The organism is Gluconobacter sp. ESL1110 (assembly GCF_058107395.1).
Genome location: NZ_JBYLUK010000008.1, coordinates 519,584 through 534,477 on the forward strand (window position 1 = coordinate 519,584; position 14,894 = coordinate 534,477).

The window sequence follows — 14,894 nt, forward strand, 5'->3', positions numbered from 1 at the left end:
ATACCACACCATCAAATCCCGGGACTAAACATCTAGTATCTTGCGCTTTGCCAGCCAATCGCGACGTATCGCTATGCCTGACGCAAGCCACACCGCTCCTGCGGCCATAAGGCCAGAGACCTCGCCGCCCATAGGTGCTCCCATCACGAAGCCGACGGTCGCGGCAACAATCAAAGCCGCTCCCAGAACATAGAACGGACGGAAGCCAGCAGCGACAGCAATGGGAAAGAAGTGACACCCGACAACCAGAGCCATCGAAGACAGGAGAAGGCCTGGCCGATGCCTTCGCCGATGCTACTCCACATAATGGCACGTTCTTCTTTCGGATTAGGTTTGATCCCCGGGTAAACGGATAACGTACATCGCCGCGAGGCCGATCAAGAGGGAGCTCAGAAAAGGAAAGGCCAACGCGATCCCGGAAAAATTCAGATGCCAATACAACGTCAATGAGGCGAAGACAGCCCCGCAGAAACTCATGATGAGCGCGCCCCAAGCCCCCACTGATATTCCCCTTATAGTTCGGTAACGGCAGAGTAGGTCTGGCACGTGAAATAGTCGAGATAGATTAGGTTCAGGCCTCATAGCCAGAACATGATTTCGATACGATTACGACGCCGGTATTGGTGCTTGTCGTAAGTGACTGGCGTCGTGCAGGATTTTTTGCTTGGAATGCAGGGGCTGATCCCTTTCTCCACCAGTCCGTCCCTGAACCAATAGGCGTCATAGCAGCGATCGGCCACGAACCACTTTGCCGCGGGAAAACTGTCCAGCAGATCATCAAACCTGCCCTCTCTCAGGTCGGATTATAGCTTACGCCCCTGTTCAAAAATCGGGGATGACCTCTTTTTCCATCAGACCATGAAATTTGTTAGAACTCCTCATTGAGAATGAATGACGCTTTGTCGAGATTTTTCTGGTATCTTAGTTTGCGCTAAAAGTTTTTATCTATGGGCCTTCTGTCTCTTCAAGCTTCTTTTGCTCGAAACGGTCTGCCGTTGTCATGAAAAAGTCTTTCTCTTTGGCCCCTGTCAGCCTTCTTGCCGTTGCTCGCGAAGCTGGCGTGTCCAGAGCGACAGCCTCGTTGGTCCTGCGCGAAAGTCCTCTGGTTGCGACCGAAACGCGCGAGCGTGTTCAGGAGGTCATGAAACGTCTTGGATATATTTACAATCGGGGTGCAGCAAACCTCAGACAGAACCGGACCCATACCATTGGCCTTGTCCTTCCCAATATTGCGAATCCCTTTTTCAGTAAGCTGACAGCGGGAGTTGATGAGATCAATGATACCAATGACGTTGTCTGTTTCATCGCCAATAGCAGTGAATCGGTCGACCGTCAGGCTCGCCAGCTACAACGGCTGCGAGAACACAACGTTGATGGGGTCATCATCTGTCCTGCTGTGGGAAGTTGCCAGACGCTTCTTGATGATCTTAAGCGCTTAAAACTGCCTTTCGTGCAGGCTCTCCGGCAAGTTTCTTCAGATGAGAGTGATTATGTGACCGCTGATTACGCTACTGGTATTGAAAAAGCCGTAACGCATCTCGTTCGGACTGGTCGCAGACGAATCATGTTCGTCGGCAATATGAACGTTCATTCTGCCGCACAGGCTCGTTGTGAAGGATTCATGCGAGCGGTGGCAATGCATCACCTCCCCCAAACACTGATTGTTTCGGGTGGAGCAGAAAATACCTATGACGAGGCGGTGTTTGATACGCTGCTAAATTCCTCCGATCCGCCTGATTCAGCTATCTGTTACAATGACATCATGGCCTTAAATGTCATGAATCGTCTTCAGGCGCATGGTATTGCCGTGGGTAAAGAATTTGCAGTTATCGGGATGGATGATTTGCCCCAAGCATCGGCGTCTTATCCCGCTTTAACGACCATCGGCACCGGTCCCCGCGATATCGGTCGAGCCGCTGCGAATCTTCTTCAGGCTCGACTTGAAAACCCCGAGCGTTCAAGGGAACATATTATTCTCTCTCCTCAGCTAATCATCCGTGCCAGTTGTGGCGAAAATGCTTACCTCGGCTGACGTCTTTACTCACCTAAACGACGATACGATCACAGAAAACGTGATGAAAAATCATATAATCACACAAGAGTGACGTTTATCTAACGTTATTTATGTGACTTTTTTTCAAAATTAGCATCCTCTGTACGAACCGCGGTCTTTTGGATCGATCTAATTGCAGTTCTGTTTCGTCATCAGCGATGAAACTCGAGGAGGGCTTATGACAACACCCGCGAAATGGGCTCTGATTGGGGCTAGTAACGTGGCGCAAGAGTGGATGATCGACGCCATTCGCTCGCAGCAGGAAGGTATAATTTGCACAGTATTCAGTCAAAATTCTGAAAGAGGAAAAGCTTACGCTCAAGTCAATGGTATTCCCCGCAATACAACGCTGCTTGATGATATTCTGCAAGATTCGGAAATTCAGGCAGTATATATCAGTTCTCGAAACGAGTTTCATAAAGAACAGGCTCTTGCTGCCGCGCGTGCCGGGAAGCACGTTCTGTGCGAAAAGCCACTCGCTTTATCGCTGGACGACGCTGAAGACATTGTTCGTGTCTGCCATGAGAGAGGTGTGGTTCTCGGCACCAACCATCATTTACGCTGTTCCGCCGTGCATATTGCTCTCAGAGAACAATTGCGTGCAGGTGCAATCGGGAACCTGAATACCGTCCGGGTTTTCCACGCCAATTGTCTTGCCAAGTCAGTGGATGGATGGCGCCTGAACGATGCCGGGGGTGGGCTCATCCTCGATAGTACTATTCACGACATTGATACTTTACGCTTTTTACTGGGGACTGAACCGCTTTCTGTGTTTGCCATGACGCAGAGCGGTCGCAAAAGTATCTCGGGCATTGAAGATGGTCTGATGGCGGTTATGCGCTTCCCTGGAGACGTTCTCGTACAAATTCACGGGTCTTACGCTGTTCCATATGCACCTGGAGGCATAGAGATTTACGGAGACAAAGCGGCTTTGATCGCGCGGGATTGCATGTCCCAGAAGCCAGTAGGAAGTGTTGCTTTACGAAATACAGAGGGAGAACAACCAATATCCCTCACTCATCATAATCTTTACCGCTACAGTGTCGCCCGTTTCCTCGGTGCCATCAATGGCAAAGGAACACCTGCCGCAACAGGCGAGGATGGGGTGGCTTCTCTCAGGATTGCACTGGCCCTCAAGGAATCCGTCCGTACAGGACAGGAGATAAAGGTCATCCCATCATGAGCGCAACGACGATGACGACGTCCCTTCCCCTTGATCAGGAGCGGTCTCTGACTATGACTGAAGCATTGTCACAGCGTCCTGAAATGACGCCCGAAGAACTACGTCGTGCTGCATGGACATGCTCTGTTGGGAGCGCCATGGAGTATTACGACTTTGCGCTCTACAGTCTCGCGTCAGCGCTGGTATTTGGGCCGCTTTTCTTCCCAAGCACCATTCCTGGCATGGGGTTGGTTGCAAGCTTCGCGACCTATTTCATCGGATTTGCAGTTCGGCCGATTGGCGGTATTTTCTTTGGTCGGCTGGGAGACCGTCATGGCCGCAAAAAAGTCCTGCTTCTGACCGTAACACTCATGGGACTGGCGAGTGCAGCCATTGGACTTATTCCATCTTATGCCACAATCGGCATTGCAGCCCCTCTTCTGCTAGTTTTCATGCGTATTCTGCAGGGGTTTGGTGCGGGTGCCGAGCAGGCTGGCGCAGCGGTCATGATGACGGAGTCTGCACCGAAAGAACGTCGCGGATACTTTGCCGCCCTCCCCTTCCTCGGGATTCAGATGGGAACGGTTGCAGCGGGACTGATCTATTTTGGCATGCTCACGGGTGTACCGAATATTGCAGAGACTTGGATATGGCGCGTACCATTTCTAGGGAGTGCGTTTCTTCTCGTCATCGCCCTCTACATGCGGCTGAGACTGAAGGAATCTCCAGCTTTTGCAAAGTTGAAGGAAGAGGAAGAGCATGAAGAAGTCATGCCAATCCGCGAAGTTCTGACCACTTCATGGCGCCCCATCACGGCTGGACTTGGTTTGCGCATGGCCGAAAATGGTGGTTCATCCATCTATCAGGTGCTGTCAATCAGTTACCTCGTGCATACCGTTGGGATGAGCAGCCAATGGGGAACCCTCGCCCTGATTGGAGCCGCGTTCGTCGGTGCTGTTACAATTCCGGGAGCCGGATGGTTGAGTGACCGCTACGGCCGCGTCCGGGTGTATCGTGCATTTGCCATCCTGCAGGCTGTGACCGCTATTCCTGTCTGGTACATTTTCAGCCAGGGAAATCCAGTTCTCTCAATGATTGCATTGTCTCTGGCTCTTGGCGTCGCAACCTGGGGAATGTTCGGTACACAAGGGGCTTTCCTGCCTGAAATGTTCGGGGTCCGACACCGTTATACAGCCGTATCGTTCACGCGTGAATTTTCCTCCGTGATTGCAGGAGGTGTATCTCCCATGGTCGGACAGTTTCTGATCACGATGTTTGCCCGGTTCAACATCGGAGGCGTCTCGAGTGGCAAGTTCGCATGGGTACCATTGGCAACCTACGTGATTTTTCTGGCCGGGCTTGCGGTTCTGGCAACTTTTTTTATCCCTGAGACCAAGGGAAGAGATCTGATGTCTCAGAACGACGTGTTCTAAAAAGTCTGCTTCCTCCCTCTAGAATTTTTCAGGGCACTTCTGACTACCGCCTGACATGCACACGCATCCTCAGACGGATCATGATCAATTCATGCCTGAGGTTTAACATGACATCTGATGTATATTCGCCGTTATCGGACGCTTTGAAACAGTATGCAGACCTCCTTCTGGACGCGCGCAAAACGGGTCATTGCCTGCAACAGATCCCAGCATCTTCTGTTCCCCAAAATACAGAAGAGGCTTACGCAATACAGGATCGGGTAGCGCATGCCTTAATGTCATCTTTTGGATCGATCCAAGGGTGGAAGGTTGGCGCTCCAACCCCAGACAGCGAACCTTTTTGTGCTCCACTACATCAGAAGACAATTTTTTCGGGAGATACCAAACTTCCAGTGGATTTCTGTCGCCTCTACGGTGTTGAAGCAGAAATCGTCTATGTTTTTGGCTCATCTCTGCCAATGCGCTCCAAGCCGTGGACAGAGGAGGATATTCGCAAATCCATTGTAAGTGTACACGCCGCAATCGAGATTTTCGACACGCGCTTTTGCACACCCGGATCCCAGTCCGGTTTGGTTCATCTGGCGGATCAGGGAAACCATGGCGCCCTTATTTACGGAGCGCCCCTGGATGACTGGCAACGCCTTGTGCCGGTTGATGAACGGGTCCGTCTCACTTTGAACGGTAAAACACTCATTGATCATACTGGAGGAAATTCCGCCGGTGATCCGATGCGACTTCTTGTCTGGCTTGCCAACCATGCTGCCAGAAGGGGTTTCCCCATACAGACAGGGACGATCGTCACGACCGGGTCCATGACGGGAACTGAATTTGTTTCCGCAGACACGATCGCTGAAGTCCAGATTGGCCCATTAGCGCCTGTTACCGTCACACTTCCTTGAAATAGAATGATGAAAAGGGTTTTTGCGGTCATGAAGACGGAAATACTTCTTGTTGAACCCATGATGCCTGAAATCGAAGCTATTCTTGATGCCACATATATTGTGCATCGTTACGATGGTTCGATTATTCCGCCAGATGTTGCCGCGCGTATTCGCGGGATTGCAACAGGCGGCGGAACTGGAGTGCCAAACCAGCTAATGCAGAGCCTTTCGAACCTTGAAGTCATTGCTATCAATGGTGTCGGAACGGATGCCGTTGACCTGAAAGAAGCAGCACGACGTAATATTGGCGTAACTACAACCTTGAATGTTCTGACGGATGATGTCGCGGATCTCGCCATGGCACTGATGCTGGCGGCAATGCGTGATCTGGTTCCGGGAGATCAGTTTGTTCGAGATCATCAATGGGGTGTCAATCAACTTCCGTTGGCTCGTAAAGTGACGGGACAGAAACTCGGAATTGTCGGCATGGGACAGGTCGGGCAGGCTATTGCCAGGCGTGCACGTGGCTTTGATATGCCTGTTTCCTATTACTCCCGCCGTGATCTGTCATTGCCAGAAGCGCCTTTTGTTCCTGACCTGCGAGCACTCGCTGACCAGAGCGATATTCTGGTTGTCTCAGCTTCTGGCGGTGTACAGTCCCGGCATCTCATCAGCCGTGATGTCATGGAAGCCCTTGGTCCGTACGGTTTGCTCGTAAATATTTCCAGAGGCAGCGTTGTGGATGAACACGCCTTGATAGAATTGCTCGAGCAAGGAAAGCTCGGGAAGGCTGCTCTGGACGTTTTCGAAAGTGAGCCGACGGTTCCAGAGGCCCTTCTCACGATGAAAAACGTTGTTCTCCAGCCTCATCGCGCCAGCGCTACTGTGGAAACACGCCTCCAGATGGGGCGTTTGGTTATTGCCAATCTGGCCGCACATTTTGCTGGCGCACCTCTCCTAACGCCAGTGCAATAACTCTGCGTGGGTCAAGCAGAGGCGTTGTTTCGTCCAGAACAATGTTTCGCTCCGAGGTAATACCATGATGTATTCCCTATTTTTTCGCCGAAGGCTCATTGCCCTTGGTGTTCTCTCGGCTGGGTGGCTATGCACCCAATCCGCCCACGCTCAGTATCGTGGGCCGATCTCCGAAACTGCCCCTCTTTTCGCTCTGGATACTCCAACGTCTTACGCCAATACGCCTTTTACGCCACCAGTGGAAAACATGGTCAACCCGTGGGGCAGACTGGTTAAACGCCTCAATAAAAAGGGAATTGGGATCGTTGTGGACTACACGAGCGAAAGTGCCATCGCCCTGAATGCTGGGCATGGCGGTGATGCAGGGTATGCCCACCAGATTGGGGTTGAACTCGATCTGGACTGGGAGAGGCTAATCGGATGGAAAGGCTTCAAGACACATGCCGTCTTCGTTAACCGTGCGGGCCATAATTTGGCATCTGATATGGGGGAACGATCCCTGAATGGCTTTCAGGAAATTTACGGTGGGGGCGGTAATGTTGGCGTGCATCTAGTGTATGTTTACGGAACGCAGGACCTTTACAAAAACCGGGTTCAGATTGCTCTAGGCAAAATGCCTGTCAATATCGATTTTGCCAACTCTCCTTTATTCTGCACTTTTATGAACAAATCGAACTGCGGTATTCCAAAATCCCTCACCCGTGGTGCGGCAGGCTATGCGACGTATCCAGGATCCACATGGGGAACGAGAGTACGATACTGGCCATTACATGGAGTTTACGCTCAGGCCGGCTTGTATGGTGTCAATCCATATCTGAATACAAACAGATACGACCGTACCGGATTCAGAATGGATACCAAGCTTTATACCGGCGTCTATATTCCGGTTGAAATTGGCCTTATTCCATCTTTCGGAAAAAATAATCTGGTGGGCCATTACAAATTTGGCGTTGCTTATGATTCTTCGAATTACAGAGACGTCTACTATGACACGTCATTACAACCTGCTGCCAGAACCGGCATGCCCTATCGCTGGACTAACGGAAAAACGCAAATTTGGCTTCAGGCAGACCAGATGCTGATCCGCAATGGGAATGGGCCCCTTCACGGCCTTTATGCAATCGCGGGTTTCACGAAAAGTCAGGGGAACAACAGCCCTTATACATATCAGGTCTATGCCGGATTTGTGGACAGAGGCGTCATTCCTAGCCGCCCACAAGATACAATGGGTGTGGAATGGTCTGAAACATTTGCCAGCCCGCAACTGGTCACATCGCAATGGATCAGGTATCGGCAAGGCCTTTCTCTGCCAGGAAATGCAGATTATCCGCAGAGTCACATCATGACGTTTGAAGCGACTTACAATATTCACGTTTTCCGTGGCCTTTCGATCCAGCCGGACTATCAACATATTTGGAGAACCAATCTTCAGAAAAACAAGCCAGAGGTTGATGCACTTGGCCTCAAAATCCATGCTGTTCTTTAGGTGTTTGGTCCCGGAATTTGATGGTGTGATATTTTCACGTGAATGGAAGGAAGCATTATGGAACAGAAACGCCATGGCGTGTCCCGGTTTAGTTCCGGACCATAGGTTATCTGTTAAGCGGCGCTGCGCTCATGATCCAGAGTGCTTTTCCATTGAATTGCGGAGCGCAGCCTCTGCGGATTATAGAAATCATTGATGTAGGATGTGAGAGCCTACTCAACTTCGGACCTGTGCTTAAGGCCTGTCGCCACAAGAGTTCTGCTTTCAAGGTCTTGAAAAAGCTTTCCACCACTGCATTATCCCAGCAGAAAGGAGGTGAAGGTAAGCCTCTGAACAATACTGACTGCCACGATCAGCATGATGGATGCAGCATGGTGATGGCTGACGCAGGGCAATAGCGTGTTGTAACGCTGTGGTGGCAAGATCTGCGGTCATACGGACATCAAGGTTCCGGCCGATGACTCTGCGCGAGAGGAGGTCCAGAATCACAGCCAGGTAAACCCAGCCTTCCCGCGTCCAGATGTATGTGATGTCCGCTGTCCATTCTGGTTAAGCGCTGTTGCGGAGAAGTCCTGTCGCAGAAGGTTGGATTCAATGGCATAACTGTGAGCGCTCTTCATGGTCACTTTAAAGCGCTGCGTTCGGACAACCCGGATGTCATTCTCCCGCATCAGCCGTCCCACACGGCGATGTCCGGCAGAAAAGCCACGAGCTCTGAGTTCCTCTGTCATGCGGGGACGTCCGTAGCTTCGCCTGCTCTGCGCGTGAATGGTGCGGATATGGACCATCAGAGCATCATACTGCCTTCTGCGGGACAGACCGGACGACGTCGCCAGGCCCTCAAACCTCGGTCGCTGATACCAAATAGCCGACAGACCCGTTCACGGGAAAGCGGACCGTGATATCGCGCAATGAACGCAAACCTCACGATCTTTGGTTCGCGAAGAACTGTGTCGCCTTTTTTAGCAGTTCCCTCTCCTCCTTCAGCAGAAGGTTCTCACGGAAGATATCTGAAACCGGAAATCTCGTCCTGTCATCCTGTCAAAGAAGAATGATCCAGGGTCCGTCTGCCTCAAATGAGCTTACAGACACCGGTATCTGGTCTAAAACTGTGGGCGAGGCTCAAGGAATGGCAGGCTGTCGCAATCCGACATGATAAGATAGCCGCATTCTGCCTCTTCGCCATCCTCATTGCTGCTACAGCAGACTATATCAAGACTTAAGAGGTCTTAGAACTCTCGAAATCGTCTCATCATTAGAGTATGAAAAACACACTTATATTTTTAGTATCCGAAAGATCTGTCAATCTCTCCGATCATATTCAGTGCATTTTCATACTGCATAATATTTTTTATAATCATTTCTCCACCCGCTGCTGCACGAGACGAACTGGCGATATGGGGTGTGAGAACAATTGACGGATGATCCCAGAGTGGGTGACCCTCAGGGAGGGGTTCGGGATCGGTCACGTCAAGAACCGCCTGACTCAATTGGCCATTATCCAGTGCCCAGAGCAGATCATCCTGTACGAGATGCCCTCCCCTGCCACAATTGATAAGACAGGCCCCTTTTGGAAGCTTTTCAAACAGTTTCCGGCTTAAGATGCCTTTTGTGGCTTCAGTCAGGGGCATCAAGCATACAAGGATATCTGTGGCCGCCAGAAAAGCATCCAGTTCTTCAGGCCCTGCATAGCTTTTGATTCCGGGAATGTCATGTCGGCTTCTGCTCCAGCCATGACAGACGTATCCAAACTGCGACAGCTTTTTTAGAACAGGCGTACCAAGCGCTCCCATGCCCATCACCCCAACCCGAAACAGGCTTGAAGATACATTTGGCGCACCTTTCCAGACATGCGCCCCTTGCTGACGCGCGTATTGGAACATATTCCGATGATAAGAAAGAACAGCCCAGAGGACGTATTCTATCATTCCCTCCGTCAAGCCTGGCTCCATCATACGGACGACCCGGACATTTTCGGGGATTGAGGCAAGGTTCAGTTGATCCACACCTGCACCAACAGAAAAAAGCACTTCAAGATTAGGAAAGTTTTCTGCCAGATTTTCCGGTGGCTGCCACGCAGCGAGATAGCGAACCTTCTGCGGATTGCCGGTCTCAGGCCAGACATGAAACGCAAGCTCAGGCAGTTCGCTGGCGAACATTGGCTTCCACAGACGTGCGCGCTCTTCAGTAGATTTCAGCACAAAAGACATTTCAATAATCCTTAACCGAGAGCCTGACTGGTCAGAGCAAAATATTGCGGAGCATTTTCAGAGATCACCACAGGCTCGGTCGACATTGTGTTGACGACATCCACGCGGATCAGCCCCATTTCATCCAGCCAGCCTGAGAGACCAGATGAAGTCGGCGTATCAATTCTGATAAATTCTCCACCATACGTTCCGATCCAATGAGAAATGAGCGCCTTTGCCTGCTCTGTCGTTTCCGCTGCGACAGGACCAATCAGCCATCCCCATCCGAACCGACGGCAGAACGAGTATCCCCTGATCCCCTCTTCCGTATCGATCACCACGCCTTTGGCGTTCTGCACCAGCTCCTCAACAAGCGCAGATCGATCCATCCCCGTAGCGGCCCTATCGAACGCTATGAGATCCTGAAGATCATATTGAACAACCGGACGCAGCCGCTGGCCCGCATCCAGAGCAATGATGGAAGAAGACACACCATTACCCTGATGCTGCTCCACAATCCCCGTCGGAACAAAACCCAGTTTTTCATAGAGCGGCTGGCCAGCCGGCGTCGCATTAAGGGATATTGAGCAGCCCGGCAGAAGCCTGCGCACGGTGGTCAGCATGTTTGTGCCGATCCCGTGCCCTTGCCACGCACCGTTGACAATAATAAGCCCGACTGTGGCGTGACGTTCCCCAAACGACCACCACATAATGGTGCCAATGATTTCTCCATTTTCCAACATCGCCACTAACCCATGACCAAGACGCAGCATGAAATCCCAGTCTTCGAGACGGTGTGGCCACCCCAATACCTTTGACAGACCCGATGCAGCCCCCAGATCTTCCTCGGTCATACTCCGGAGGTTAATGGCCGTTTGTTCACGTACATTCGCGTTTTCTAGGCTCATAACGAACGCTCCGTGTTTCTGGTAAGACTTTCAATCAAAAATGCTGGCTTTAAAATGGGGGACTTTATAACAATATAACTAAAGTACTTCTCGATACCGATATTTTGGTCCAGAAGAGACTCTATTGTTCCCTGATAATGATCAATATTTCTAACCATAAATTTCAGCAAGTAATCATAGCCACCACTGATAAGATGCGCCTCCACCAGAGATTCCACTTTCTGCATTGCAGTCTCAAAGCGAAAAAAATCATCCCGTCTGTGATCTGACAGTGTGACCTCTGTAAAGACAGTCATAACGCTTGAGATTTTTTGCAGGGCAATCTGCGCCCCATATCCCACAATGTAGCCGGCTGCTTCCAGCCGCTTGACACGAATGAGACATGGGCTGGCAGACAGCCCGACACGGTTTGCCAGTTCTACATTGGTCAGCCGACCATTCTTCTGCAGCTGAGCAAGGATTTTAAGATCAATACGATCAAGCTTGGGCGCGATTGCCATAAGTCAGGCCATTTCCTCTTCAACGGAGGTCATTGTGCAGTCGGCAGTCCAATGTGAAAGCTCTTCACTTCCAGGAATTCTTCGAGGCCCAGTGCGCCCCCTTCCCGGCCGAGCCCGGACTGCTTCACGCCCCCGAAGGGTGCTGACACAAGGGAGATGGAACCGGTGTTCAGTCCTACCATGCCGAAATCGAGAGCCTCGCCAACCCGCCAACCTCTCGCGATGTCACTCGTGAAGAAATAGCTCGCCAAACCGAAGGGGGTAGCATTAGCCTGCTGAACTGCATCCTGCTCGTTATCGAAGCGAAAAACGGGCAGGACCGGACCAAACGTTTCTTCCTGTGCAATCCGCATCTCGGACGTCACATCCGCCAGTAGCATGGGAGATGCGAACCGACCGTTAATGTCCAGTGGTTTACCCACAATGCGAGCGCCCTTAGCCAAAGCGTCTTCTACATGTTCTTTCACCTTGGCGACAGCAGCTTCGTTAATCAGCGGCCCAATCTGCGTTTGCGGATCAAATCCATCGCCTGTCTTCAGAGTCATCACCTCTGCTGCGAGTTTCTCCAGAAATGCATTATGAATTCCGGATTGAACGTAAACACGGTTCGCGCAGACACAGGTCTGTCCGGCGTTCCGGAATTTGCTCAGCATTGTTCCGGACACCGCAACAGAAAGATCGGCGTCATCAAAGACAATGAGAGGAGCGTTCCCGCCCAGTTCCAGGCTGAGCTTTTTGATCGTGTCCGCGGACTGACGCATCAGCAGCGCCCCAACTTTCGTAGAGCCCGTGAAAGACAGTTTGCGCACAACCGGACTTGAGGTTAGTTCCGGACCAATCTCCTGCGCATAGCCCGTCACAATAGACAGGAGCCCTTTTGGAAGACCTGCACGTTCTGCTAAAACGGCAAGAGCCAGAGCAGAATACGGTGTGAGTTCGGACGGTTTGATCACCATGCTGCACCCTGCGGCAAGAGCCGGGGCACATTTGCGGGTAATCATGGCAAGAGGGAAATTCCAGGGCGTAATGGCCGCCGTCACTCCCACTGGCTCTTTCAGGATGATGACCCGGCGCTCGGCGGTCGGCACCAGAGCACTGCCCTGTACGTGCTCAGCTTCAGCCGCGAACCATTTGAGGAAAGACGCAGCATAAGCAACCTCTCCTTTGGCTTCTGTTAGAGGCTTGCCTTGCTCAAGTGTCATGATCTTGGCCAGATCATCAGCATGGTCCAGCATCAGTTGGTACCATGCCATCAGCAGACCGGCACGCTCTGCGGCTGAGCTCCGACGCCATTTACCCTGCGCAATCCGCGCGCTTTCGATGGCAGCACGGGTTTCTTCAGCCGTGCAGGCCGGAATACTGCCGATGATCTCACCTGTTGAAGGGTTATCGACAGTCAGGGTCTTGCCGCTCGTGGATGCTTTCCAGTCTCCTCCGAGAAAGGCAGTCTGACGGAAAAGTTCTGGATCGTTCAGGAAAAATGTCATGTCAAAAACTCCGAACAGATTGGCGCAGGCAAATGACAAAGAACTCTGGGGCCTGCTGGAACAGAGCGAACAGGAGGAGGAACTCTGTCACAGAGGCCGCTCACACGATCAGGGCATCGCGCAAGAAAGCAGCATAGCTCTGGATCAAGAGAGAGTGAATTTAATAGGGTCGCAGGCATTGTTTCATCCGCGCGCCTTATTCGTGTACTTTCCAGCCACCCTGGCTCCATGAGAGGAACGGAATCATGCAGCAGCCGGGTGTAAGGATGATGCACGCCCTTCCCCAATGCCATAGCTGGACCAACCTCCACGGCCTGTCCCGCATACAGCACGGCAACAAGATCACAGATGGACTGAAGAGCATGCAGATCATGGGTAATAAAGATGAACGAAAGCCCCAGATCACGCTGTAATTCTTTCATCAGATCTAGGATGGCAGCCGCCACAACCGTATCCAGGGCCGCTGTAATTTCGTCGCACAATACGATCTGCGGATCAGCTGCCAGTGCCCGTGCAAAGTTGATCCTCTGCTTCTGGCCGCCAGAAAGCTCCGAAGGCAGACGGGATGCGAGTGAGGGTGAAAGGCGAACCATATCCAGCAACTCATTCACACGCCGTGTGGCGGCAGCCCCTCGCAAACCCCCATAAAAACGAACGACCCGCGCAAGGGTTTGTCCTATGGGTTTCGAAGGGTTCAGCACGCTATCTGCGTTCTGAGCCACAAGCTGCAGATGGCGTCGCTGATCAGGCGTACGCTCTCTCACGTTCCCAGTCAGCGGTTCTCCATTCAGCAAAAGCTCTCCGGCTGCCCAGGGCTGAAGGCCGGAAATCGCGCGCGCCAAGGTGCTCTTTCCACAACCGGATTCCCCAATCACGCCCAGCATACGTCCTTTCGGAACACTGAAGCTGACATGATTGACTACCACTTTCTCTGGCAGTCCAGCGGCGGTGCGTTGCCCGTACCCCACCACCAGATTACACACGTCCAGCAGGCTACGTTGCTCAGGCTGTCTGGCAAGGTCCGCTTGTCGTGAACGGGGTTCCGCAGCTGCAAGAAGGGCCCGACTATAAGGATCCTCGGGCTTAAACAGGATCTTCGAGACCGTTCCGGCTTCCCGGATGGCTCCATCTTTGAGGACGACGGCATGATCGGCAATCTGTGCCACAACCGACAGATCATGCGTCACATACACGCCCGTTATGCCGCGCTCTGCGAAAACGGCCTTGAAGGCAGAAAGCACTTCAATCTGGGTCGTGACATCCAGAGCTGTCGTCGGCTCATCGAAAACGACGACTTCTGGGTCTGTCATCAGAGCCATGGCGGCCATTAACCGCTGCAACTGGCCACCCGACAGCTCTCCCGGGTACCTTTCACCGATTGTTTCGGGGTCAGGAAGCGCTAGCGCCCGGAACAGGGAAACTGCCCTGGCTTCCAGATCCCGCCTGGGCAAAGTGCGATGAACCAAAGCTGGCTCTACGACCTGCCGCATGATGGACAATGCCGGATTGAAGGCACTTCCGGCATTCTGCGCGACATAGCTGATCACTCGCCCCCGAATGGAGCGGCATTCATGCGAGGTCAAAGCCGTCACGTCATATCCCGCAACCCGGATCGTCCCGCCGGCAATTCGGCATCCTTTCCGGATGTGGCCGAGCAGTGAAAGTGCCACCGTGGTCTTGCCGGAGCCGGATTCCCCAATCAGCGCCAACATTTCTCCGCGCTGGACCGAAAAACTGACATTACAGACGATCGGAAGTTCCGTGCCCTTTCCTCGACGCCCCACGATCTCAAGATTGTCGACCTGAATGGTGGCAGCCAT

General features: G+C 52.2%; 14 protein-coding genes and 1 pseudogene. 6 read left to right on the top strand and 9 right to left on the bottom strand.

Annotation, left to right across the window (positions count from 1 at the left end):
- Positions 1–24: 24 nt before the first annotated feature.
- Together AC3B6F_RS10900 and AC3B6F_RS10905 are read right to left on the bottom strand one after the other, a co-directional pair.
- Positions 25–255 carry a hypothetical protein gene (locus AC3B6F_RS10900; protein ID WP_489824374.1) on the bottom strand — a complete coding sequence of 77 codons (231 nt, stop codon included), beginning with the start codon at positions 253–255 and terminating at the stop codon, positions 25–27.
- Positions 256–587: 332 nt separating this feature from the next.
- Positions 588–773 (bottom strand): annotated as a pseudogene (locus tag AC3B6F_RS10905) (IS5/IS1182 family transposase); the annotation flags it as partial.
- A gap of 227 nt (positions 774–1,000) precedes the next feature.
- Between AC3B6F_RS10905 and AC3B6F_RS10910 the strand changes: the two are divergent.
- The 6 genes from AC3B6F_RS10910 (at position 1,001) to AC3B6F_RS10935 (ending at position 7,990) form a co-directional block, all read left to right on the top strand.
- The gene (locus AC3B6F_RS10910; protein WP_489824375.1) at positions 1,001–2,032 is read left to right on the top strand and encodes a LacI family DNA-binding transcriptional regulator; all 1,032 of its coding nucleotides are present in this window, start codon (positions 1,001–1,003) and stop codon (positions 2,030–2,032) included.
- A 199-nt stretch (positions 2,033–2,231) separates the two neighbouring features.
- Positions 2,232–3,236, top strand: coding sequence for a Gfo/Idh/MocA family protein (locus AC3B6F_RS10915; protein ID WP_489824376.1), 1,005 nt, complete (start codon positions 2,232–2,234; stop codon positions 3,234–3,236).
- Positions 3,233–4,648, top strand: coding sequence for an MFS transporter (locus tag AC3B6F_RS10920; protein WP_010505434.1), 1,416 nt, complete (start codon positions 3,233–3,235; stop codon positions 4,646–4,648). The genes AC3B6F_RS10915 and AC3B6F_RS10920 overlap by 4 nt, the downstream gene beginning before the upstream one ends.
- 392 nt (positions 4,649–5,040) lie before the next feature.
- The gene (locus AC3B6F_RS10925) at positions 5,041–5,547 is read left to right on the top strand and encodes a fumarylacetoacetate hydrolase family protein (RefSeq protein ID WP_489824377.1); all 507 of its coding nucleotides are present in this window, start codon (positions 5,041–5,043) and stop codon (positions 5,545–5,547) included.
- Positions 5,548–5,577: 30 nt separating this feature from the next.
- Positions 5,578–6,504 carry a 2-hydroxyacid dehydrogenase gene (locus AC3B6F_RS10930; RefSeq protein ID WP_489824378.1) on the top strand — a complete coding sequence of 309 codons (927 nt, stop codon included), beginning with the start codon at positions 5,578–5,580 and terminating at the stop codon, positions 6,502–6,504.
- A gap of 64 nt (positions 6,505–6,568) precedes the next feature.
- Entirely contained in the window at positions 6,569–7,990 is a 1,422-nt protein-coding gene (locus AC3B6F_RS10935) for a carbohydrate porin (protein ID WP_489824379.1), read from the top strand.
- A gap of 264 nt (positions 7,991–8,254) precedes the next feature.
- On the opposite strand, the gene AC3B6F_RS10940 is transcribed toward AC3B6F_RS10935, so the two are convergent.
- The 7 genes from AC3B6F_RS10940 to AC3B6F_RS10970 all read right to left on the bottom strand — a co-directional run bounded on the left by AC3B6F_RS10940 (position 8,255) and on the right by AC3B6F_RS10970 (position 14,894).
- Entirely contained in the window at positions 8,255–8,479 is a 225-nt protein-coding gene (locus AC3B6F_RS10940; protein ID WP_489824380.1) for a DDE-type integrase/transposase/recombinase, read from the bottom strand.
- Positions 8,476–8,778 (bottom strand): IS3 family transposase, encoded by a 303-nt coding sequence (locus tag AC3B6F_RS10945; RefSeq protein ID WP_489824381.1) that lies wholly within the window; start codon positions 8,776–8,778, stop codon positions 8,476–8,478. Before AC3B6F_RS10945 ends, AC3B6F_RS10940 begins: the two co-directional genes overlap by 4 nt.
- A gap of 495 nt (positions 8,779–9,273) precedes the next feature.
- Positions 9,274–10,200 carry a 2-hydroxyacid dehydrogenase gene (locus AC3B6F_RS10950; protein ID WP_023941692.1) on the bottom strand — a complete coding sequence of 309 codons (927 nt, stop codon included), beginning with the start codon at positions 10,198–10,200 and terminating at the stop codon, positions 9,274–9,276.
- 11 nt (positions 10,201–10,211) lie between these two features.
- Positions 10,212–11,087, bottom strand: a complete 876-nt coding sequence (locus AC3B6F_RS10955; protein ID WP_489824382.1) for a GNAT family N-acetyltransferase — start codon at positions 11,085–11,087, stop codon at positions 10,212–10,214.
- Positions 11,084–11,587 (bottom strand): Lrp/AsnC family transcriptional regulator, encoded by a 504-nt coding sequence (locus tag AC3B6F_RS10960; protein ID WP_023941688.1) that lies wholly within the window; start codon positions 11,585–11,587, stop codon positions 11,084–11,086. The genes AC3B6F_RS10955 and AC3B6F_RS10960 overlap by 4 nt, the downstream gene beginning before the upstream one ends.
- A gap of 29 nt (positions 11,588–11,616) precedes the next feature.
- The gene (locus AC3B6F_RS10965) at positions 11,617–13,074 is read right to left on the bottom strand and encodes an NAD-dependent succinate-semialdehyde dehydrogenase (protein ID WP_489824383.1); all 1,458 of its coding nucleotides are present in this window, start codon (positions 13,072–13,074) and stop codon (positions 11,617–11,619) included.
- Positions 13,071–14,894, bottom strand: a complete 1,824-nt coding sequence (locus tag AC3B6F_RS10970) for an ABC transporter ATP-binding protein (protein WP_489824384.1) — start codon at positions 14,892–14,894, stop codon at positions 13,071–13,073. Before AC3B6F_RS10970 ends, AC3B6F_RS10965 begins: the two co-directional genes overlap by 4 nt.

Excerpts from the sequence above, each read along its gene's own strand:
- AC3B6F_RS10950 (WP_023941692.1), bottom strand. The coding sequence starts at position 10,200 with ATGTCTTTTGTGCTGAAATCTACTGAAGAGCGCGCACGTCTGTGGAAG.
- AC3B6F_RS10910 (WP_489824375.1), top strand. The coding sequence starts at position 1,001 with ATGAAAAAGTCTTTCTCTTTGGCCCCTGTCAGCCTTCTTGCCGTTGCT.
- AC3B6F_RS10920 (WP_010505434.1), top strand. The coding sequence starts at position 3,233 with ATGAGCGCAACGACGATGACGACGTCCCTTCCCCTTGATCAGGAGCGG.
- AC3B6F_RS10955 (WP_489824382.1), bottom strand. The coding sequence starts at position 11,087 with ATGAGCCTAGAAAACGCGAATGTACGTGAACAAACGGCCATTAACCTC.
- AC3B6F_RS10965 (WP_489824383.1), bottom strand. The coding sequence starts at position 13,074 with ATGACATTTTTCCTGAACGATCCAGAACTTTTCCGTCAGACTGCCTTT.
- AC3B6F_RS10930 (WP_489824378.1), top strand. The coding sequence starts at position 5,578 with ATGAAGACGGAAATACTTCTTGTTGAACCCATGATGCCTGAAATCGAA.
- AC3B6F_RS10945 (WP_489824381.1), bottom strand. The coding sequence starts at position 8,778 with ATGGTCCATATCCGCACCATTCACGCGCAGAGCAGGCGAAGCTACGGA.
- AC3B6F_RS10970 (WP_489824384.1), bottom strand. The coding sequence starts at position 14,894 with ATGGCTGCCACCATTCAGGTCGACAATCTTGAGATCGTGGGGCGTCGA.
- AC3B6F_RS10935 (WP_489824379.1), top strand. The coding sequence starts at position 6,569 with ATGATGTATTCCCTATTTTTTCGCCGAAGGCTCATTGCCCTTGGTGTT.
- AC3B6F_RS10960 (WP_023941688.1), bottom strand. The coding sequence starts at position 11,587 with ATGGCAATCGCGCCCAAGCTTGATCGTATTGATCTTAAAATCCTTGCT.
- AC3B6F_RS10915 (WP_489824376.1), top strand. The coding sequence starts at position 2,232 with ATGACAACACCCGCGAAATGGGCTCTGATTGGGGCTAGTAACGTGGCG.
- AC3B6F_RS10900 (WP_489824374.1), bottom strand. The coding sequence starts at position 255 with ATGGCTCTGGTTGTCGGGTGTCACTTCTTTCCCATTGCTGTCGCTGCT.